18 protein-coding genes are annotated in these 20,035 nt (G+C 63.4%); 1 reads left to right on the forward strand and 17 read right to left on the reverse strand.

What is annotated here, in order from left to right; genetic code table 11:
* Nucleotides 1–8: 8 nt before the first annotated feature.
* From rbfA to rimP, 6 genes are read right to left on the reverse strand one after another with little or no spacing between them, the layout of a single operon-like run.
* Nucleotides 9–365 (reverse strand): 30S ribosome-binding factor RbfA, encoded by a 357-nt coding sequence (rbfA, locus tag AS26_RS03515; protein WP_062306179.1) that lies wholly within the window; start codon nucleotides 363–365, stop codon nucleotides 9–11.
* Nucleotides 366–392: 27 nt separating this feature from the next.
* A complete protein-coding gene (gene infB / locus AS26_RS03520) occupies nucleotides 393–2,954 on the reverse strand; it encodes a translation initiation factor IF-2 (protein WP_245629585.1) in 2,562 nt (853 codons plus the stop codon).
* Nucleotides 2,839–3,354, reverse strand: coding sequence for a L7Ae/L30e/S12e/Gadd45 family ribosomal protein (locus AS26_RS13745; protein WP_306303046.1), 516 nt, complete (start codon nucleotides 3,352–3,354; stop codon nucleotides 2,839–2,841). Before AS26_RS13745 ends, infB begins: the two co-directional genes overlap by 116 nt.
* The gene (rnpM, locus tag AS26_RS03525; RefSeq protein ID WP_062306180.1) at nucleotides 3,308–3,589 is read right to left on the reverse strand and encodes an RNase P modulator RnpM; all 282 of its coding nucleotides are present in this window, start codon (nucleotides 3,587–3,589) and stop codon (nucleotides 3,308–3,310) included. The genes AS26_RS13745 and rnpM overlap by 47 nt, the downstream gene beginning before the upstream one ends.
* A 16-nt stretch (nucleotides 3,590–3,605) precedes the next feature.
* Complete coding sequence (nusA, locus tag AS26_RS03530) at nucleotides 3,606–4,727, reverse strand: transcription termination factor NusA (protein ID WP_062306181.1); 1,122 nt, start codon at nucleotides 4,725–4,727, stop codon at nucleotides 3,606–3,608.
* 43 nt (nucleotides 4,728–4,770) lie between these two features.
* Nucleotides 4,771–5,244: a ribosome maturation factor RimP gene (gene rimP, locus AS26_RS03535; RefSeq protein WP_012810774.1), complete on the reverse strand. Its 474-nt coding sequence runs from the start codon at nucleotides 5,242–5,244 to the stop codon at nucleotides 4,771–4,773.
* 238 nt (nucleotides 5,245–5,482) lie between these two features.
* On the opposite strand from rimP, the gene typA reads away from it, so the two are divergent.
* Nucleotides 5,483–7,312 carry a translational GTPase TypA gene (gene typA, locus AS26_RS03540; RefSeq protein ID WP_062306182.1) on the forward strand — a complete coding sequence of 610 codons (1,830 nt, stop codon included), beginning with the start codon at nucleotides 5,483–5,485 and terminating at the stop codon, nucleotides 7,310–7,312.
* 15 nt (nucleotides 7,313–7,327) lie between these two features.
* Here the strand turns inward: typA and AS26_RS03545 are convergent, their stop codons facing one another.
* The 11 genes from AS26_RS03545 to rpsB form a co-directional block, all read right to left on the reverse strand.
* Nucleotides 7,328–8,224 carry a prephenate dehydratase gene (locus AS26_RS03545; protein WP_062306183.1) on the reverse strand — a complete coding sequence of 299 codons (897 nt, stop codon included), beginning with the start codon at nucleotides 8,222–8,224 and terminating at the stop codon, nucleotides 7,328–7,330.
* A gap of 22 nt (nucleotides 8,225–8,246) precedes the next feature.
* Nucleotides 8,247–8,636, reverse strand: a complete 390-nt coding sequence (locus tag AS26_RS03550; protein ID WP_062306184.1) for a VOC family protein — start codon at nucleotides 8,634–8,636, stop codon at nucleotides 8,247–8,249.
* 14 nt (nucleotides 8,637–8,650) lie between these two features.
* On the reverse strand, nucleotides 8,651–12,970 hold the full coding sequence (locus tag AS26_RS03555; RefSeq protein ID WP_062306185.1) for a PolC-type DNA polymerase III: 4,320 nt from the start codon (nucleotides 12,968–12,970) through the stop codon (nucleotides 8,651–8,653).
* Between the two features lie 20 nt (nucleotides 12,971–12,990).
* On the reverse strand, nucleotides 12,991–14,259 hold the full coding sequence (locus AS26_RS03560; protein WP_062306187.1) for a M50 family metallopeptidase: 1,269 nt from the start codon (nucleotides 14,257–14,259) through the stop codon (nucleotides 12,991–12,993).
* A gap of 4 nt (nucleotides 14,260–14,263) precedes the next feature.
* Nucleotides 14,264–15,415, reverse strand: a complete 1,152-nt coding sequence (locus AS26_RS03565; protein ID WP_062306188.1) for a 1-deoxy-D-xylulose-5-phosphate reductoisomerase — start codon at nucleotides 15,413–15,415, stop codon at nucleotides 14,264–14,266.
* A 23-nt stretch (nucleotides 15,416–15,438) separates the two neighbouring features.
* The gene (locus AS26_RS03570) at nucleotides 15,439–16,233 is read right to left on the reverse strand and encodes a phosphatidate cytidylyltransferase (RefSeq protein ID WP_062306190.1); all 795 of its coding nucleotides are present in this window, start codon (nucleotides 16,231–16,233) and stop codon (nucleotides 15,439–15,441) included.
* Nucleotides 16,234–16,245: 12 nt separating this feature from the next.
* The gene (gene uppS / locus AS26_RS03575) at nucleotides 16,246–17,019 is read right to left on the reverse strand and encodes an undecaprenyl pyrophosphate synthase (RefSeq protein ID WP_062306191.1); all 774 of its coding nucleotides are present in this window, start codon (nucleotides 17,017–17,019) and stop codon (nucleotides 16,246–16,248) included.
* A 26-nt stretch (nucleotides 17,020–17,045) separates the two neighbouring features.
* Complete coding sequence (frr, locus tag AS26_RS03580) at nucleotides 17,046–17,609, reverse strand: ribosome recycling factor (protein WP_062306192.1); 564 nt, start codon at nucleotides 17,607–17,609, stop codon at nucleotides 17,046–17,048.
* Nucleotides 17,596–18,330: a UMP kinase gene (gene pyrH / locus AS26_RS03585; RefSeq protein ID WP_062306194.1), complete on the reverse strand. Its 735-nt coding sequence runs from the start codon at nucleotides 18,328–18,330 to the stop codon at nucleotides 17,596–17,598. Before pyrH ends, frr begins: the two co-directional genes overlap by 14 nt.
* 82 nt (nucleotides 18,331–18,412) lie before the next feature.
* Complete coding sequence (gene tsf, locus AS26_RS03590) at nucleotides 18,413–19,069, reverse strand: translation elongation factor Ts (protein ID WP_012810763.1); 657 nt, start codon at nucleotides 19,067–19,069, stop codon at nucleotides 18,413–18,415.
* A gap of 99 nt (nucleotides 19,070–19,168) precedes the next feature.
* Nucleotides 19,169–19,870: a 30S ribosomal protein S2 gene (gene rpsB, locus AS26_RS03595; RefSeq protein ID WP_062306196.1), complete on the reverse strand. Its 702-nt coding sequence runs from the start codon at nucleotides 19,868–19,870 to the stop codon at nucleotides 19,169–19,171.
* Nucleotides 19,871–20,035 lie beyond the last annotated feature (165 nt).

A 20,035-nucleotide genomic window follows, 5' to 3' on the forward strand; every position in this document is an offset into this window, starting at 1 on the left:
TCGGCCGCTCAATCGTTCGCTTCGTTCTCTTTCAGCGACTTCAGCACCTGTTCAATCCGCTCGCTGTACTCGCCGGATTCATCCAGCCGAAACACGAGCTCCGGCGCCATGCGCATGTGCAGCCTGCGCGCGATCTCGCCGCGCATGAACCCAGCCGCCTTCGTCAGGACGCCGAGCGTGGCCTCCTTGTCCGCCTCGGGGCCGTAGACGCTCACGTAGACCTTGGCGTGCTGGAGGTCGCCCGAGACCTCCACGCGCGTGATGGTCACAAACCCAATCCGCGGATCCTTCAGCTCGTGCCGAAGGATATCCGCGAGCTCCTTTTTCATCTGTTCGGCCACCTTCTGTGCCCGAATCCGCGTCAACGTTCACGCACCTCCACGGCGTACGCTTTACACTCGCGCGACCTGTTCCATCGTGAACGCCTCGATCACGTCGCCCACCTTGATGTCGTTGAACTTCTCGATGGTCATGCCGCACTCGTAGCCGGCCGCCACCTCGCGCACGTCGTCCTTGAAGCGGCGAAGGGACGACAGTTTGCCCTCGTAAATCACGATGCCATCGCGCACCACGCGCACTTCCGCGTCGCGCGGGATCCGCCCATCCGTGACATAGCATCCCGCGACCGTCCCGACCTTGGAGATGTTGAACGTCTCGCGCACCTCCGCGTGGCCGACGATGACCTCCTTGTACTCCGGCGCGAGCATGCCCTTCATGGCCGACTCGATTTCGGCGATGGCGTCGTAGATCACGCGGTACAAGCGGATGTCGATCTTCTGCTGCTCCGCGACGCGCCGCGCGTTTGCGTCCGGGCGCACGTGGAAGCCAATGATGATGGCGTTCGACGCCGAGGCGAGCTGCACATCGGACTCCGTGATGGCGCCGACGCCCTTGTGAATCACGCGCACCCGCACGCCCTCGACGTTGATCTTCTCGATGGACTGCACCAGCGCCTCGACCGAGCCCTGCACGTCCGCCTTGACAATCACGTTCAACTCGGCGACGTTGCCTTCCTGGATCTGGCGGTACAAATCATCCAGCGTGACGCGCGCAGTCGCCTGCATCTGTTGCCGCTCCCGCTCGAGACGCCGCTCCACGACGGCACGAGCGCTCTTCTCGTCGTCGTACACCACAAACAGATCGCCCGCCTGCGGCACGCCGTTGAGGCCCTGGATCTCCACAGGCGTCGACGGCGGTGCGGCTTTCAGGCGCCGGCCGCTTTCGTTCACCATCGCCCGGATGCGGCCGTATGTCGTGCCGGCGATCACGATGTCGCCGACCTTGAGCGTGCCGTTTTGCACGAGCACCGTCGCCACAGGTCCACGGCCGCGATCGAGCTTCGCCTCAATCACGGTCCCGCGCGGGCGCGCATTCGGGTTCGCCTTCAGATCCTGCATGTCGGCGACGAGCAGCACCATCTCGAGCAGCGTGTCGAGGTTCAGCCGCTTGAGCGCGGAGATCTCGACGAACACGGTATCGCCGCCCCACTCCTCAGGGACAAGGCCGTACTGCACGAGCTCCTGCTTGACGCGTTCCGGATTGGCGTCTGGCTTGTCGATCTTGTTGATGGCGACGATGATGGGCACGTTCGCGGCCTTCGCGTGGTTGATGGCCTCCACCGTCTGCGGCATGACGCCGTCGTCCGCCGCCACCACGAGGATGGTGACGTCCGTCACCTGGGCGCCCCGGGCGCGCATCGTCGTGAACGCCTCGTGCCCCGGTGTGTCGAGGAACGTGATGAGACGCCCGCCGATCTCGACCTGGTACGCGCCGATGTGCTGCGTGATGCCGCCGGCCTCGCCCGCTGCCACGCGGCTCTCGCGCAGGGCATCAAGCAGCGTCGTCTTGCCGTGATCGACGTGGCCCATGATGGTGACCACAGGCGGCCGCGGCACGAGCTGGGACGGATCGTCCGGCTCCATCAGGAGCTCGAGCGCCTCCTCGTCCACCGGCTCCTTGACGTTGACCGTGACGCCGAGGTCCGAACCGATGAGTTCCATCGTATCGGTGTCGATGTCCTGGTTGATGGTCGCCATTACGCCGAGCATCAGCAGGCGCTTGATGATCTCCGCCGGCTCACGCTGCAGAAGCTTCGCAAACTCGCCGACGGTCATCGGCCCCTCGACCGTCACCTCGGTCGGCAGCGGCTTCTCCTGCTTGCCCCCGCGCCGCTTCGGCGCCCGCTGGAGCTTCGTCTCGTTGAATTCCTCGCGGCGCTGATACCCTTCGCGCTCCTTGCGTTCCTTCTCCTTGCGCTGCGATCCGGGCCCCGCCGGCTTCTGCTGTGCCGCCTGGGCGGCGACCACCTGGGGCGGCCGCGGCGCACGCGGGAACCGGGCCCCGCCGCCACCTCCCGATGGAGGACGCTGGCCGTCCCGGCCGCGCGCGTTTGCGCGGTCCCCGTGTCCCTGCTGGCCCTGAGGACGGCCTCCGTAGCCACCCCGATCCCGATTCCTATCGCCCTGCCCCGGACCACCGTTGCGCCCGTATCCGCCGTTGCCATTCCGCTGGCCCGCGGGGCGATCCGACCTCGACCGCGCGTCCCCGGCTCCGTTTGGAGCCCCCTCGCGCCGGTCGCGGCCGCGCCCTTGCCCGCCGTTCCGATCCCGTCCGCCGTCGCGGTGGTGGCCCCTCGGCTGCTGCGCCGGCGCGTTCGCGCTCGCGTGTTCCACCTCTCTCGCCGCCTGTGCTTGGCGATCTCGCCCGCTCGCCTGTGCCGCCGGCGCTCGGCTCTGAGCCTGCTCGGTCTGCGCCTCAGCCTTCGCCTTCTGCTGGCGCTCCCGCAATTCCTTTTCCATCTCCTGAGCACGCCTTTCCGCCGCACGGCGCTTCACATCTTCAAAGAACTGCTCCACCTTCTGGATCATCTCGTCGTCCATCACGCTCATGTGATTGGCGACAGGCACGCCGAGCCGGTTGAGGATGGTCAGAATCTCCTTGCTCGACATGTTCATCTGCTTCGCGTACTCGTACACTCTCAACTTCGTCAAACGCTCCACCTCCGTGGAATTCCCCAAGCCGCGCCACGACCTCGCGCGCAAATCCAGGCTCCACGACGGCAACGGCACCGGACATATCCCGTCCAATGGCTCGGCCGATCTCCGCTTTGGTCCCGAAACACACGACCTGAATGCCGTACGACGCCGCCTTGTCCATCAGTTTCTTTCGCCCATTGTCTCCCGCGTCCACCGCGATCATCACCAATTGGGCGCGCCGCGCCCTCACGGCGTCCAACACGCGCTTCTGGCCGTCGATCACGGCCCCGGCCCGGCGCGCCAAGCCGAGCAGCCTCAAGATGCGCTCTTTGTCAGTGCGCATGCCCGTCTCCCACCAACTGGCGGCGGAGAGACTCATGGATCTCCTGCGGAATGGCCGCCTTCAGCGCGCGCTCCAGCGCCCTGCGCTTGACCGCGACGTTGAGGCACGCTTCAGACGGACACAGATAGGCGCCTCGCCCGTTGCGCTTGCCGGTCGGGTCCAACACGATATCTCCTTCTGGCGTTCGAACAACGCGCGTGAGTTCCGCCTTCGGCTTCATCTCCTGGCAGCCCACGCACTTGCGAAGTGGCACCTTTCTCACGCGATTCATGCGGCGCCCTCCCCGTTTACGGTTCGTTCAGCCAGTCGTCGGACAGCGTGGCAAACTCGGGCTCCTCCTCGCCCGTGTCCTCGAGCTGATCGAGCAGCGAATGGGAGGCCATCTGCGATTCGCTCTTGATGTCAATCTTCCAGCCCGTGAGCCGCGCGGCCAGCCGGGCGTTCTGTCCCTCCTTCCCAATCGCCAGGGACAGCTGATAATCCGGCACGATGGTCCGCGCCACGCGCTCGTCCTCGTAGATGTGCACGTCGATCACTTTCGCGGGAGACAGCGCATTCGCCACGAACGTCGCCGGGTCTTCACTCCACTCCACGATGTCAACTTTTTCTCCATTCAGTTCGTTGACAATCGCCTGCACGCGGGAACCCCGGGCGCCGACGCACGCGCCAATGGGATCCACCTCGGGATTCCGCGAATGAACCGCGATTTTGGACCGGGAGCCCGCCTCGCGGGCCACCGCCTTGATCTCCACGATGCCTTCGTAAATTTCCGGCACCTCGAGCTCAAACAGTCGGCGCAGAAGCCCGGGATGGGTGCGCGACACCACAATCTGCGGGCCTTTGGACGTGCGCTCCACCCGCGCGATGAACACCTTGAGCCGCTTGCCGACCTGCAACTTGTCGGACGCCATCTGCTCCGACTGCGGCAATATCGCCTCCGTGTCGCCGAGGTCAATATAGGCGACGCGCGGTTCGAGCCGGCTGACGGTCCCGCTGACGACCTCTTCTTCGCGATCTGCGAACTTGCTGTAGATGACCGACCGCTCGGCTTCCTTCACGCGCTGCATGACCACTTGTTTCGCGGCCTGCGCGGCGATGCGCCCGAAGTCGCGCGGGGTGACCTCAATTTCCACGACATCTCCGATTTGATAGCTTGGATTGATGTCGCGCGCCGCGTCCAGCGAGATCTCGAGGCGCGTGTCCTTGGGCTCCTCGACGACGGTCTTGCGCGCGTACACGTGGACCTCGCCCGTGTCTCGCTTCACCTCCACGCGCACGTTGGCCGCCGAATGGAAGTTGCGGCGATAGCTCGCGATGAGCGCCGCCTCAATCGCCTCGAGCAGCACTTCCTTGTCAATTCCTTTTTCACGCGCCAATTGGTCCAGCGCTTCGAGAAAATCCACATTCATGACTAGGGAACCTCCCCTTCGCGAAATCTCAGGCGCGTTCGGGTCACCACTCCAGAGCCAGCCGCGCGTGCGCAATCTTCTCCATGGGCACCGCCAGCGTGACGGTCTTCGAGCGGCGCTTGATCTCGAGGATCAAACGTTCCCCGTCGTAAGAGACGAGCGTCCCTTCGTGCGTCTTGGCTCCCATAAGCGGCTCGTACAGCGACACGTGCACGTACCGGCCCACGGCGCGCTCGAAATCCGCCGGCCTCTTCAGAGGCCGCTCCGCGCCGGGCGAAGACACCTCGAGGAAGTACGCGTTGGGAATCGGGTCCACGCGGTCGAGTTCTTCCGACAGTTGCTCGCTCACGCGGCTGCAGTCGTCGATATCGACGCCGCCCGGCTTGTCGATGTACACGCGAAGGTACCAGTTCTTCCCTTCCTTCGTGTACTCGATGTCCACCAGTTCGACCGCTTCCCGCTCCACGATGGGCAGCACTAAGCGTTCAACAATCTCGGTCACGCGATCTCTCGTCACGCGTCATCCTCCCACATGCCGCTTGTGTCTCCATTCCTCGCCTCGCGTACGCCAAAAAGTGCCGAGCATAAATCAAAGAGTGGGGGGGCCCCACTCTTGTCCGTACACGGTATACGAAGCCTGACGCAGCCAGTATATCACTCCCGTCCGGATTTCGCAACGTGAAGCACCCCTCTTCGTTGTCTTGCGCACACCGACGTGTTATCGTGATTACCGCAGCGGAGCAAAGGAGGACGTCATGCGTACTATCAAGCCCGATCGATTGCGAAACGTTGCGATCGTCGCTCACGTCGATCACGGCAAGACCACCCTTGTCGATCAAATGCTTCGCCAATCCGGCCTCTTCCGCGACAACCAGCCCATCGCGGAGCGGGCGCTGGACTACAACGACCTTGAGCGCGAACGCGGGATCACGATTCTCGCGAAGGCCACGGCCATCCCGTACGAATCGTACCGCATCCACATTGTGGACACCCCCGGTCATGCCGACTTCGGCGGCGAGGTCGAGCGCATCCTCCGGATGGTGGACGGCGTGCTGCTCGTGGTGGACGCCTTCGAAGGCGTGATGCCGCAGACGCGCTTTGTCCTCGACAAGGCGCTGTCCGCCCAACTCGTCCCGATTGTCGTCATCAACAAGATGGATCGGCCGAACGCGCGCCCTGCGGCCGTGATCGACGAGGTGCTCGAGCTGTTCATCGATCTCGGCGCCTCCGAAGAGCAACTCGACTTTCCGGTGATCTACGCGTCGGCGCTCGAAGGAAAAGCGTCGACGGATCCGAACGACCTTGGCCGCGATATGCGGCCGTTGTTTGACGCGATCATCGCCCACATCCCGAGCCCGCGCGTCGACGCCGAAGGCCCGTTCCAATGGCAGGCCACCATCATCGATTACGACGAGTATCTCGGCCGCATCGGCATCGGGCGCGTCCACCGAGGCGAAATCCGGCAGGGACAGGCGGTGGTGCGCCTGCGCAATGCGGAGAGCGCCGTCGAAGGGCGCGTGCAGAAGCTCTTCGTGTACCAGGGCCTGCGCCGGATGGAGGTCGAATCCGCATCCGCGGGCGACATCGTCGCCATCGCCGGCTTTGCCGACATCACCGTCGGCGACACGCTCGCGTCGCCGGACCGCCCTGAGGCGCTGCCCGTCATCGAGATTGACCTGCCGACGCTCGAGATGACGTTCCACGTCAACGACAGCCCGTTTGCAGGCCGCGAAGGGCAGCACGTGACGAGCCGCAAACTCCGGGATCGCCTGCATTTGGCAATGGAGTCCGACGTGAGCCTTCAGGTCGAGGACACCGATGACGCCGACGCGTTTCTCGTCAAGAGCCGCGGGGAACTGCACCTCTCGATTCTCATCGAGACCCTGCGGCGGGAGGGCTACGAACTCGCCGTGTCGAAGCCGCGCGTGATTGTCCGCGAAGAGGCGGGCGAACGGCTTGAACCCATCGAAGAGCTCGTCGCCGACGTGCCCGAGGATGCCGCAGGCAGCGTGATTGCGGAAGTCGGCTTGCGAAAGGGCGAGCTCGTCGCCATGCACCCGGTGGGCCAAAGCGGCATGGTCAGGCTCGTCTTTCAGGTGCCGACCCGAGGGCTCATCGGATTTCGCTCCCTCTTCCTTACCATGACCCGCGGTTATGGAATCATGCATCACCGCTTTCAGGCGTACGCGCCGTGGCGAGGGCCCATCCAGGCGCGGCGACAGGGCGTGCTGGTGGCGAGCGAGACGGGGATCGCAACGGCGTATGCGCTTGGCAACCTGGAGGACCGCGGGGTGATGTTCATCACGCCCGGCACCCCAGTGTACGAAGGGATGATTGTCGGCGAGCACAGCCGCGAGAACGATCTCGTCGTCAACGTCACGAAGGAAAAGCATCAGACAAACATTCGCTCCTCCACGAAAGAAGAGACGGTGAAGCTGAAGGCGCCGCGCCTCATGTCCCTCGAAGAGGCCATCACGTACATCGAGGACGACGAGCTGTGCGAGGTGACACCCCAGTCGGTTCGGCTTCGCAAGAAAATCCTTCACAAGAGCGAGCGAGAAAAGCTAAAGCGGCGCCAGGCTTGACCTGACGCCGCTTCGTCATGCGGACGGGCTGTAGACCGGATACACCCCGAGTGTGAGAACTTCGACGCCCTGCAGCATCAACAGCTCGCGAACCACTGCGAGCACTCGCTCCCCGCGATCCGCGTACGGCCAAACGGAGGCGTCCAGGTAGTACACGTAGTTGCCGATGGCGTCGCCGACCGGGCGGGACTCGAGGCGAGTCAAGTTGAGGTTGGCCGCCGCAAACGTGTGGAGGGCCAGCGCCAATCCCCCCGGTCGGTGCGGCACGCCCCGAAGACACAAGGACGCCGTCCAATCCGTGAGACGCCACGAAGGCGGAGCAAACGCGACGTCGGGCGATCCGACGAGCGCGAACCGCGTCACGTTCCCCGGCCTGTCCTCAAAGGGCTCGGGCGCCACCGACAACCCGTACGACTGGGCGGCCCGACGACTGCCGATGGCCACTGCCCGAGCTCGCTCGCCTCGCGCGATCTGCCGCGCGGCCTCCGCGGTGCTGGAGACCGCCACCTCGCGGGCGCCAGGAAAGTGGCGCCGGATGTGTTCCTTGCACTGCGCGAGCGCCTGGGGATGAGAGACCACCTCGTCGACCTGGTCGAGATCGATCCCGTCTCGATACATCGCGTAGTGATGAATGGGCAGCGTGACGGCGGCGAGAATTTGACGCGCGCCCTCCTGGAGATGTTCGCGCGTGAGCGCGTCCCACACTTGCCAAACGGATCCCTGAATGCTGTTCTCAATGGGAACGCAGGCCAACCGATGCGCGGATCTCGGCGCCTCGAAGATATCGTCAAAGCTCTGCATCGCCACTTGGTCCACCGGCTGGCCCGCGAACAGCGATGACGCAATGCAATCCGCTGCCTCATGGCTGTGCGTGCCTTCCGGTCCGAGAAATATCAGTTCCCACGCGCTCACGGCGCCACCTCACCCTCAGCTTTCATCCGCACGGCGGCTGGAACAACTCCAACCGCTCGCCGTCAGGACCCGCGAAGAAGATGTATCGCGCCCCGTTTCGAAGCGTGGTGATGGCTTCGTCCAAAAAGCGCACGCCCGCGCCACGAAGCCGAGCCGCCTCAGCTTCGATGTCGTCCACCGTGATGGCCACGTGATGCACCTGCCCCTCGTCCGGCAGCCGTTCTGCGTAGCCCTCGATGAGCTCGATCTGCGCATTCTGCCCCGGGTACGACAGAAAGGCAAGCCGGATTCCCGGCGTGTTGTGATCCAGCGTGCCCAAAAGCTCCATGCCGAGCACGTCGGTGTAGAAAGCGATGGATCGCTCCAGATTCGACACGATGATACCTACGTGTTCCAGCTTCATCATCGCCATGCGCCCGTTCCTCCTCAGAACAAGGAAAGCTGATTGGTCTCCGGAAGCCCGTCGAGGCAGCCGAGTTCCATGAGCAGGTCGATCACGGCCCGCGACGCGCGCGCCCGCGACTGCAGGTCCTCGAGGGACAGGAATTCGCCCTGCTGCGCGGCCTCATACAGGTTGCGCGCCGCCGTCTCCCCAATCCCAGGAATCGCGGCAAAGGGCGGGCGCAGCCCTTGCGCCTCCTCGTCGATGAGGAACTGCGTGGCGTGCGACTTGTAGAGGTCCACGGGCAGGAAGCGATACCCGCGCGCCACCATCTCAAGCGCCACCTCCAGCACCGTGAGGAAGCTCTTCTCCTTCGCCGAGGCCGCGTTGCCCTTCGCCTCAATCTCGTCGATCTTCTTCAAAATGGCGTCCCTGCCCGCGGTCATCACAGCGACGTCGAAGTCGTCCGCGCGCACCGTGAAGTACGTGGCGTAGAACGCGAGCGGCCGGTGCACTTTGAACCACGCAATGCGGACCGCCATCAGCACATAGGCCGCCGCGTGCGCCTTGGGAAACATGTATTTGATCTTCTTGCCCGACTCGATGTACCAATCCGGCACCCCGTGCTCCCGCATGTACGCTTCGTCCTCCGGCTTGACGCCCTTCCCCTTGCGGATGCCTTCCATGATCTTGAATGCCCGGGCCGGATCGAGCCCCTTTTGAATGAGGTAGAGCATGATGTCGTCCCGGGCGCAGATGACCTCGGACAACGTCGCAACTTGCTCGCGGATGAGCGTCTGCGCATTGTTCAGCCAGACGTCCGTGCCGTGCGACAGCCCCGAGATGCGCACGAGCTCGGAGAACGTCGTCGGCCGGGTGTCCTCGAGCATTTGCCGCACGAAGCGCGTGCCAAACTCCGGAATGGCGTACGTACCCGTGGTCGAACGGATCTCCTCCGGGGTGACGCCGAGCGGGCGCGTGCTTCGGAACAGCTCCAGCACGTCTGGATCGTCGAGCGGGATGGACTTCGGATCGACGCCCGTAAGGTCTTGCAGCATGCGAATGACGGTCGGATCGTCGTGGCCGAGGATATCGAGCTTGAGCAGGCAATTCTCGAGCCCCGAATGGTAGTCGAAGTGCGTCGTGAGCGTCTCCGACGACGTATCGTCTGCGGGATACTGGATCGGCGTGAAGTCGTAGATCTCCACGTAGTGCGGCACCACGACCTGTCCACCCGGGTGTTGCCCGGTGGTCCGCTTCACGCCCGTGCACCCTCGCACCAACCGCTCGATCTCGGCATTGCGCAGAACCAGGCCGCGCTCCTCGGCAAACTTCTTCACATAGCCGTAGGCCGTCTTCTCCGCGACGACGGAGATGGTGCCCGAGCGGAACACGTGATCCTTGCCGAACAACTCCTCCGTGTACCGGTGCGCCCTCGGCTGATATTCCCCGGAGAAGTTGAGGTCGATGTCCGGCACCTTGTCGCCATCAAAGCCCATGAACGTCTCGAACGGGATATCCTGACCATCTTTGTGCAGCTTCGCGCCGCATTCTGGGCACGTCTTGTCCGGCAAGTCGAAGCCGGATCCATACTCCCCGTGCAGGAAAAACTCATGGTAGTGGCACGACAGGCACACGTAGTGCGGCGGCAGCGGATTGACCTCGGTGATATCCGTCATGGTGGCGACGAGCGACGAACCCACCGATCCACGGCTGCCGACGAGATACCCATCGCTCAGCGATTTGGTCACCAATTTGTGCGCAATCAGGTAGATGACCGCATACCCGTGCGAAATGATGGCGTCGAGCTCGCGAGCCAGGCGCTTTTCGACCAGCTCGGGCAGCGGATCGCCGTAGATGCGCTTCGCCTTGTCGTAGGCGAGCTGCCGGATTTCCTCCTCCGCCCCTTCGATGACCGGCGTGTGAAGCTCATCAGGGATCGGCTTCACGTCGTCGCACAGCGCCACCAGGCGGCGCGGGTTGTCGATGACCACCGCACGCGCGTCCGCTTCTCCCAAGAATGCGAACTCTTCCAGCATCTCATCGGTCGTCCGGAAGTGAAGCGGCGGCTGTTTGGTGTCCAGTTTCTGAGATTGAAGGAAGATCTCCCTGAAGATGGCGTCGTGCTCGTCCAAATAGTGGACGTCGCCGGTCGCCACCACCGGCTTGTTCAGGCGCTTGCCCATCTCCACGATATGGCGCAGCAGCTCGCGCACCTGCTCGAACGACGCCACGACGCCCTCTCGCACCAGCGGCTCGTAGTGACTGACCGGCTGGATCTCCAGGTAATCGTAGAACTCGAGCAGCGTGTCGATCTCGTCCTCGGATTTGCCGCGGAAGAAGGCCTCGACCAATTCACCCTGCCGGCACGCGGTGCCAATGAGCAACCCCTCGCGGTGCCGAGCGAGCGCACTCTTGGGAATGCGCGGCACGCGGTGCAGGTACTTGGTATGGGCGATGGAGACGAGCCGATACAGATTCCGAAGCCCCTCGCGATTGCGAACAAGCACGGTGGCGTGGAACGGGCGGACCCGCGAGATGTCAATCTGGCCCCGGAGGTGGTTCAGATCGAGCAGGTTGTGGATCCCGCGCGCCTTGGCGTCCTTGAGCATGTGGACGAACACCTTGGCGGTCGCCTCGCTGTCGGCCAGCGCCCGGTGGTGATTGACGAGTTCGACGGAAAATTTCTGGGTGAGCGTCTTCAGCTTGTAGTTCTTCTCGCCCGGATACAGCACGCGCGCGAGCGCCAGGGTGTCGATGACGGGTTCCTCCCATGGATCGAGTCCCAGCCGCTCAGCACACTGGTTCAGGAAGCCCACGTCGAACTCGGCGTTGTGGGCCACCAGCACCGCGCCGCGGGCGAAACGGCGGAATCCGTCGAGCGCCTCTTCCAGTTTCGGCTGTCCGGCCACCATCTCGTTTGTGATCCCGGTCAGCTCGACGATCTTGGCGTCGAGCGGTCGCTCGGGGTCGATGAGCGTCGCGTACGTGTCCACGATTTGACCGCCTCTGACCTTCACCGCGGCAATTTCGATGAGCGTGTCCTCGCGCGCGTTGAGCCCGGTCGTCTCCGTGTCGAACACGACGAATTCCGTCTCGTCGTCGAGCGGACGGTCGCACTCCCGATACACCAACAGCCCGCCGTCGTCGACCACGTACGCTTCCACGCCGAGCACGAGCTTCACACCGTGTTTCTTCGCGGCCTGATAGGCCTCTGGATAGGCCTGGCACACGCCGTGATCCGTGATGGCGATGGCGTCATGTCCCCATTCCGCCGCGCGCTTGACAAGTGCGGCGGCGCTGACCACGCCGTCCAGGGCCGACATGGTGGTGTGAGCGTGCAGTTCCACGCGCTTGACCTCGGCGCGATCCATGCGGCGAGGCGGATCGTGCGGACGCATGGCCTGGACCATGAACACGATTTCCTTGGCGTACGGATCGAATTGGACCTGTCCCTGAATCTTCACCCACGCGCCATCCGCGAGGTTCGCGGTCGCCTGAAGATCGCGATCGGATTGGACAAACATCTTGGCGGAAATCGAGTCCGTGTGGTCCGTGACGGCGAATTGAATCAGCGTTCGGCCGCTGGGCAGCGTCCGCCGCTCGACGCCGAAGACCTCGCCGATTACGGTGGCGCGGCGCATTTCATCCACGATCTCCCGGAGGGAAATGGGCGCCGGTTCGTCGTACATCTGGCCCACAACGAGCGGCTCCGCGCCCTGGGAAGCGCCGGCCTCATCCCGTCCGTCCGACTCCTTCGCCTGTTCTCGCGCCAACTTCGCCTCCTCCGCGAGCTGGCGCCGCCAGCGCGCCTCGGCCTCCTGCTTCAACTTCTCACCCGCCGCGAGCACGTCTTCACAGGCCGTCTCGTCCACCTCGACGACGACGTCGACATCGAGGGCAAACGCGCGGCGAGCCTCGGAGGCGAGCCACGCCGCTACCCCCTTCTGTTTCAGCTGATCGGCAATGGGTTGGCTCGGCACGCGGACGATAGCGCGAAGCCGCTCCGGCTCGTCTACCGCTTCCACCGTCAGCCTCGCCTGCGACAGCCATTTGCCGGACAGGTGAGAACGCGCCTCGTACGCAGCCGCGAGCGCGCGCATGGCGCACTCCGCCTCCGAAGCAGACACGACCTGGGGAGGTAACACCTCGACACTCCACGAGCACGAGGCAAACGTAGAGGCGCAGAGCTCGTGAATCTCGACGAGATCGCGATAGAAAGAGGAGAATCCGTCAACGTCAAGCGCCGAGCCGGCGAAGGGCGACTCCACACAGACGCGGACCTCTTGGGTCGCCCTGCGCACGCGGACGCTTCGTACCCTGCAGAGCACCCGTTCCCGGACGGCGCGCTCGGTCATCGCCATGGTCTCGCTCGCGCTCCCCTCTAGAACCAGTGCGTCACATCGCGATACGTGATGACGACCGCGAACAGCATGACAATGGCAAAACCGACAAAATGCACAAATCCCTCTTTTTCAGGATCCACTCGCCGCCCGCGGACGAGCTCGATGGCCATGAACAAAAGCCGCCCGCCATCCAGCGCCGGGATGGGAAGCAGATTGAACAGGCCAAGGCCAAGGCTGAGCGCGCCCGTGACGGCAATCACGTTCCAGATGCCGAAGCGAACCTGCTCCGTGATGACGTGCGCAATCCCGACGGGGCCGGAGAGCGACTGGAATTGATGATGGACAAACAGCCCCACGTAGCCTTGAATCGTCACGGCGATGTCGCGAACGAGCGCCGCAAAACCCGCGGGGACGGTGTGAATGGGGTTGTGAGAAACCTCGGCGTCGATGCCAATCATCGGTTCACCGCTGACCATGCGAGGCGTCACGACGATGGATCGCGTGCCTCCACCCGTCTTGACCTCGAGAACAAGCGGCTCCGGATGGCCATCGCGCGCGCCCTCCAGAGAGACTGCGCGCACGAGCCCTGCCCAGGAGTGAATTGGCCGTCCGTCGACGGCCACAATGGTGTCGCCCGGCACGAGGCCCGCGTGCGCCGCGGGTGTGCCCGGCTCGACGTGGCCCACGGTGGTCGTGGGAACGCCGGTGTAGGTGTTCACCGCCGAGAACAGGACGCCTGCCAAGATCAGGTTCATCACGGGTCCAGCCAGAATGATGGCAGCTCGCTGCCAAAGTGGCTTGCCAATCATCTGCTGCTCCTTCGGGACGATGGGAATCGACGAGCGGCGGCTCAGCATGACGCGGGCGCCTTCCTTCACGCGGAAGCGCTGAAGCCCTTCGTCCGTCTGGAGCGTCATCGTCATCTCGTCCGTCAGATCGACCTCGCGCACCACGCCCACACGCGCGTTGGGCAAGTCGCGGGGCTCGCCGAGCGCGGAAATCCGCCCGGCTTCGTCGAGTTCGTACGCGACCGATTGGCCCTCGGGGAACCACGACTCTTGCGGGGCCTCGCCCGCCAACTGCACAAATCCGCCAAGCGGGATGAGCCTGAGCGAGTACTCCGTCCCGCCCCGCACCACGGATACCACCTTGGGGCCAAATCCAATGGCAAACACAGGCACCGCGACGCCGCACCGTTTGGCGACGTAAAAGTGGCCAAACTCGTGCAGCGTCACGCAAACGCCAAACACGAGCACAATGGCGACGGCCGCCTCTGCATAGAACTCGAGGTGCGCTAAGATTGGCAACTGATCATCCGCCCTTTGACACGTAGAGTTCGGCCAGACGCCGCGCTTCGGCGTCCGCGCGCAGAACATCGTCAACCGACTGAGGCACTTCGTTCGGCATGCGTTCGAGCACGGCTTCGACCACCTCAGGGATGCGCAAAAACGAAATGGCTTCGCGCAAAAAGGCGTCGACCGCCACCTCATTGGCCGCGTTCAAGACGCAGGGCGCGATGCCACCCGCCCTCCCTGCCTCGATGGCCAAGCGCAGGCATCGGAACTTGTCGAGATCCGGCTCCTCGAAGTGAAGCGTCCCTACGCTCGCGAGATCGAGCCGCGGCCACGGCGCGGGAAGTCGGTCCGGGTAGGTGATGGCGTATTGAATCGGCAGCCGCATATCGGCGGTCGCGAGCTGTGCCATCACGGAGCCGTCCACGAACTCCACCATGGAGTGCACGATGCTCTGCGGATGTACAAGCACAGCTATCTTATCATATGGCACCCCGAACAAATGATGCGCCTCGATCACCTCGAGCCCCTTGTTCATCATTGTGGCGCTGTCAATGGTGATCTTCTGCCCCATGTGCCAGTTCGGGTGGCGCAGCGCATCTCGGACCGTGACCTCCGCCATGCGCGCTTTCGGCCATAATCGAAACGGACCGCCGGACGCCGTGAGAACGAGCCGCCGAATCTCCTCCGGCCGGCCGGATCGCAGGCACTGGTGGAGCGCACAGTGCTCGCTGTCCACGGGCACGATTTCGCCGCCCGCATCGCGCATGGCGCGCAGGATGAGATCGCCGGCCGCCACGAGGCACTCCTTGTTGGCGAGCGCGAGCCGCGCGCCTCGGCCGACCGCGGCCAGCGCCGGAAGAATGCCCCGCGCCCCCACGACCGCATTCAACACCACATCCGAGGGATACGCGGCACACGCGACGAGCCCCTCGTCTCCGACCACGATGTCCACCGGCTCGCCCGGGACAAGTGCGTGCAGCGCACGCCGCGCCTCGTCGTCCGCCACGGCCACGAGCTTCGGGCGATACCGCCGAATCTGTTGCGCCAGTCGCTCCACGTTGCGCCCAGCCGCAAGCGCGACGACTTCGTATGTATCGAACTGAGACAACACCTCGAGCGCCTGCACGCCAATGGTGCCTGTGCTTCCTAAAATGGCGATGCGCTTCATGTCGACTCCCCCACCAGGCCCCTCTACATCCAGCCGTTCAACACGCCGGAGATGAACCACAGGGCAAAGGGCGCTGCGAACAGCAAGCTGTCAATTCGATCCAAAACTCCTCCGTGGCCCGGCAACATCCGGCCGGAGTCTTTCACACCGGCCGCGCGCTTGTAGGCGCTCTCCACCAGATCCCCAACCTGCCCCGTGAGCGCCACGAGGAGCCCCACGGCCGCCAACACCCAGGCGTTGGGTTCCCGTTTGGCGATCTCGCCAAACACCACCGCCCCGACCACCGCGCCGGCCAAGCCACCGAGGGCGCCGCTCACGGTCTTCTTCGGGCTGATGGCGGGGAGCAGCTTGGGCCCCTGGATGAACCGGCCGACGAAATACGCCGCCGTGTCGGACATCCACGCGGAGATCAGAAACAACCAGATCCAGAACCAACCCTCTGGCAGCGCGCGAAGCCCGATGAGCGACGCGCCCCCCGCGGCGAGGTAGAACGCACCAAACGCCGTCACCGCGTAGGTGCGCAGGTCATTCGGCCTTCGCGTGAACACCGGCAGGGCGAACACCACCGCCACAGCCAGGAACAGGAGGAACGGGTGAAACGCTTGTCTCGGGAACCAGTCTGCGAGCGTGATCGCGATAGCCCCGAACCACGCAGCCGGGTCGAACCACCGCTGCCCAAACATCTGACAAAACTCATAAACGCCAGCCAGCGTCGCGACCCACACGAGACACCGCCAGCCGGTCAGCCCCGCGAATAACAACACGAACAGGACCACGAGCCCTGCGATCACAGCCGTGACGACCCGCTGCTTCAGCATGGAAATGGACACCTACTCGATCGCGCCGAACCTCCGCTTGCGCTTCGCATAATCGCAAATCGCCTGATAGAGATCGTCGCGTGTAAAGTCCGGCCACAACACATCCGTAAACCACAGTTCGGCGTAAGCCGCCTGCCACAGCAGGAAGTTGCTCAATCGGATTTCGCCGCTCGTGCGGATGACGAGATCGAGCGGCGGAAGCCCGGCCGTGTCGAGATACCGATCGCAGGTGGCCTCCGTGAGCTGCCCCACCGTGGCACGCCCCTCCATGACCTCGCGCGCATAACGCTCCATCGCCGCGACAATCTCCATTCGCCCCCCGTAGTTGAGGGCGAAGTTGACAATCATCCCCGTGTTGTGCTGCGTGCACTGAATGGCGCGGCGAACGGTTTCCTGCGTATGCGCCGGGAGGCGCGCGGTGTCGCCGATGAAACGCACCCGGACGTTGCGCCTCACCAACTCGTCGATCTCGCTCCGAAAAAACTGCTCCGGCAGCCGCATGAGGTAATCCACCTCGGCCGCGGGGCGTTTCCAATTCTCGGTCGAAAAAGCATACAGCGTGACGCATTCGATGCCGAAATCGTCACACGCGCGGATGGCTTCCTTCATGGCCAACATGCCCGCGTGGTGACCCGCGATTCGGGGAAGACCGCGTTTTTGCGCCCAGCGGCCATTTCCGTCCATGATGAGACCGATATGCCGGGGCTTGACGTCGAGCGCTGGCTGCTCGACCGCCGCCGCACTGGCACGCTGCGAACGCCCAAAACCCTTGAACAAGGCTGGCATCCCCCTTAATCCAGCTACCTTGGAACTCAGACCTGCGTCACGTCCTTCTCCTTATCTTCCAACAGGCGGTCCACCTGTGCAATGGCCTTGTCTGTCAACTGCTGCACCCGTTCCATGAGCCGACGCACGTCGTCCTCCGAGAGATCTCCGGCCTTCTCCAGCTTTTTGATCTCCTCATTGCCGTCCCGGCGAATGTTCCGAATGGCGACGCGCGCCTCTTCCGCCATCTTCCGCACCTGTTTGACCAGCTCTTGACGGCGCTGTTCCGTGAGCGCAGGTATCGTCAATCGAATGACGTTGCCGTCGTTCGCAGGGTTCAACCCGAGGTCCGACTTTTGAATCGCCTTTTCGATCTCGCCGAGCATGGACTTATCCCAAGGCGAGATGACCAGCAGGCGCGGCTCTGGCGAGGTCACGCTCGCCACCTGGTTGACCGGCATCTGCTCGCCGTAATACTCGACCATGACGTGATCGAGCATCGACGGAGCGGCTCGTCCCGCGCGGACGGTCGCGAACTCGCGCCGCAGGTTTTGAATGGCCTTGTCCATCCGCTCCTGAAGATTTTGGATCAATTCCTCATGCATGCCCATCACCCTTTCCCACCAAGGTGCCGATCTTTTCACCCATCACAGCCCGAAGGATGTTCCCCTTTTCATTGATGTTGAACACCAAAATGGGAATGTCGTTGTCCTTGCACAAGCTCGCCGCCGTGGAATCCATCACGCCAAGCCCTTGCTTCAACACTTCCATGAAATCGAGTTCCGCGTATTTGGTCGCCGTGGGATCCTTCTGGGGATCCGCCGTGTAAACGCCGTCCACGCCATTTTTCGCCATCAGGATGACCTCTGCCTCGATCTCGGCGGCTCGAAGCGCGGCCGTGGTATCTGTCGAGAAGAACGGATTCCCCGTCCCGCCCGCAAAGATGACGACGCGGCCCTTCTCCAAATGCCGAATGGCCCGGCGGCGAATATACGGTTCCGCGACCTCCGACATATGAATGGAACTCTGCACGCGCGTGGCGACCCCGAGCTTCTCCAAGGCATCCTGCAGTGCCAACGCGTTCATCACGGTCGCCAACATACCCATGTAGTCGGCCGTCGCTCGGTCCATGCCCATCTGGCTGCCCGTCGCACCCCGCCAGATATTTCCCGCCCCGACGACAATCGCGACCTGGACGTCGAGCTTCGCCACATCGGCAATCTGCTTCGCGATGCCTCGGATCACGGCCGGATCGATCCCGAAGCCGTTGCGCCCCGCCAGTGCCTCTCCGCTCAACTTCAGAACGATGCGGCGATATTTTGGAATCGTCACACAGGCCCCTCCATCGCGTGAAAATAGGCGGCCATAATGGCATGAAAGGGAACACACGACGGTGTCCCCTCATGCACCAGCCTTACGACAAGCGAACTTGAGACATGACCTCTTCCACGAAGTTCGTCTCTTGGCGTTCGATTCCTTCGCCTACCACAAACCGAGCAAACCGGCGGATCGAAATGTTTTCGCCAATGGTCGCGATCTTCTCCTTGACCAGCGTGTCCACCGTCTTGTCCGGATCCTTGACAAACGGTTGCTCGAGCAGGCAATTCTCCTTGAAAAACTTCTCCAGGCGCCCTTCGACAATTTTGTCGACCACGTGTTCAGGCTTGCCCTCGTTCAGGGTCTGGGCCCGCAAAATCTCCCGCTCCCGCTCAATGACGTCCTGCGGCACCTCTTCGCGGCGCACGTACTGCGGATTCGAGGCCGCGATGTGCATGGCGATGTCCTTCACGAACGCCCGGAACTCCTCGTTCTTCGCCACAAAGTCCGTTTCGCAGTTGACCTCCACGAGCACGCCGATGCGACCACCGCCGTGAATGTAGGCCTCCACCACGCCCTCCGCGGCGATGCGCCCCGCTTTCTTAGCCGCCTGCGCCAGGCCCCTCTCGCGCAGAATGACGATGGCCTGTTCCATGTCACCCCCGGCCTCGGTCAGCGCCTTCTTGCAGTCCATCATGCCAGCGCCCGTGCGCTCGCGCAACTCTTTGACCATTGCTGCTGTGATCTCAGCCACGACGGTTTCCTCCTCAAGCGTCTGTGTGTCATCGATGACGTTTGCGCCACACGGCACAAAAAAGGTGACGAGAGCGCGACGCACCCGCCACCTTTCACCTCACGCGGTGGTTTCTTCGCCACCCTGCGTGCCTTCCAGCACAGCGTCCGCAATCTTGCTCGTCAGAAGGCGCACGGCGCGGATCGCGTCGTCGTTGCCCGGGATGACATAGTCGATTTCGTCGGGATCGCAATTGGTGTCGACAATGGCCACGATGGGAATCCCGAGCTTGCGAGCTTCCGCCACCGCGATGCGCTCCTTGCGAGGATCAATAATGAAGAGCGCGTCCGGAAGCTTCTTCATGCCCTTGATGCCGCCCAAGAACTTCTCCAACCGCTCGCGTTCCTTGCGGAGAAGAATGACCTCTTTTTTCGGCAAGACCTCGAACGTGCCGTCTTCCTCCATCTGCTCGAGCTCTTGCAGGCGGCGAATGCGCTTTTGAATGGTGTTGAAGTTCGTCAGCGTGCCGCCCAGCCAGCGCTGGTTCACGTAAAACATCCCGCAGCGCTCGGCCTCTTCCTTCACGGCCTCCTGCGCCTGCTTCTTGGTGCCGACAAACAGGACGGTGCCGCCCGACGCCGCGAGTTCCCGCACGAAGTTGTACGCCTCTTCCACCTTGCGCACGGTCTTCTGCAGGTCGATGATATAGATGCCGTTGCGCTCGGTGAAAATGTAGCGCGCCATCTTCGGATTCCAGCGGCGCGTCTGGTGCCCGAAGTGCACCCCCGCCTCCAGCAACTGCTTCATCGAGATAATGGCCAAACTGATTTCCTCCTTTTGTTTTCCCTCCGGACCGATCATCCGCAGCGCCGACCCATCGGGCACCGGACGCCGCATCCCGATCCGTGCGTATTCGACTCAAAGGTACGCACCGCTCCATACTATACCACAGCGAAAGGAACGGCAGCAACCGTCTGGAGCCGATAG

It is taken from the genome of Alicyclobacillus sendaiensis NBRC 100866 (genome assembly GCF_001552675.1).
Lineage (GTDB): Bacteria > Bacillota > Bacilli > Alicyclobacillales > Alicyclobacillaceae > Alicyclobacillus > Alicyclobacillus sendaiensis.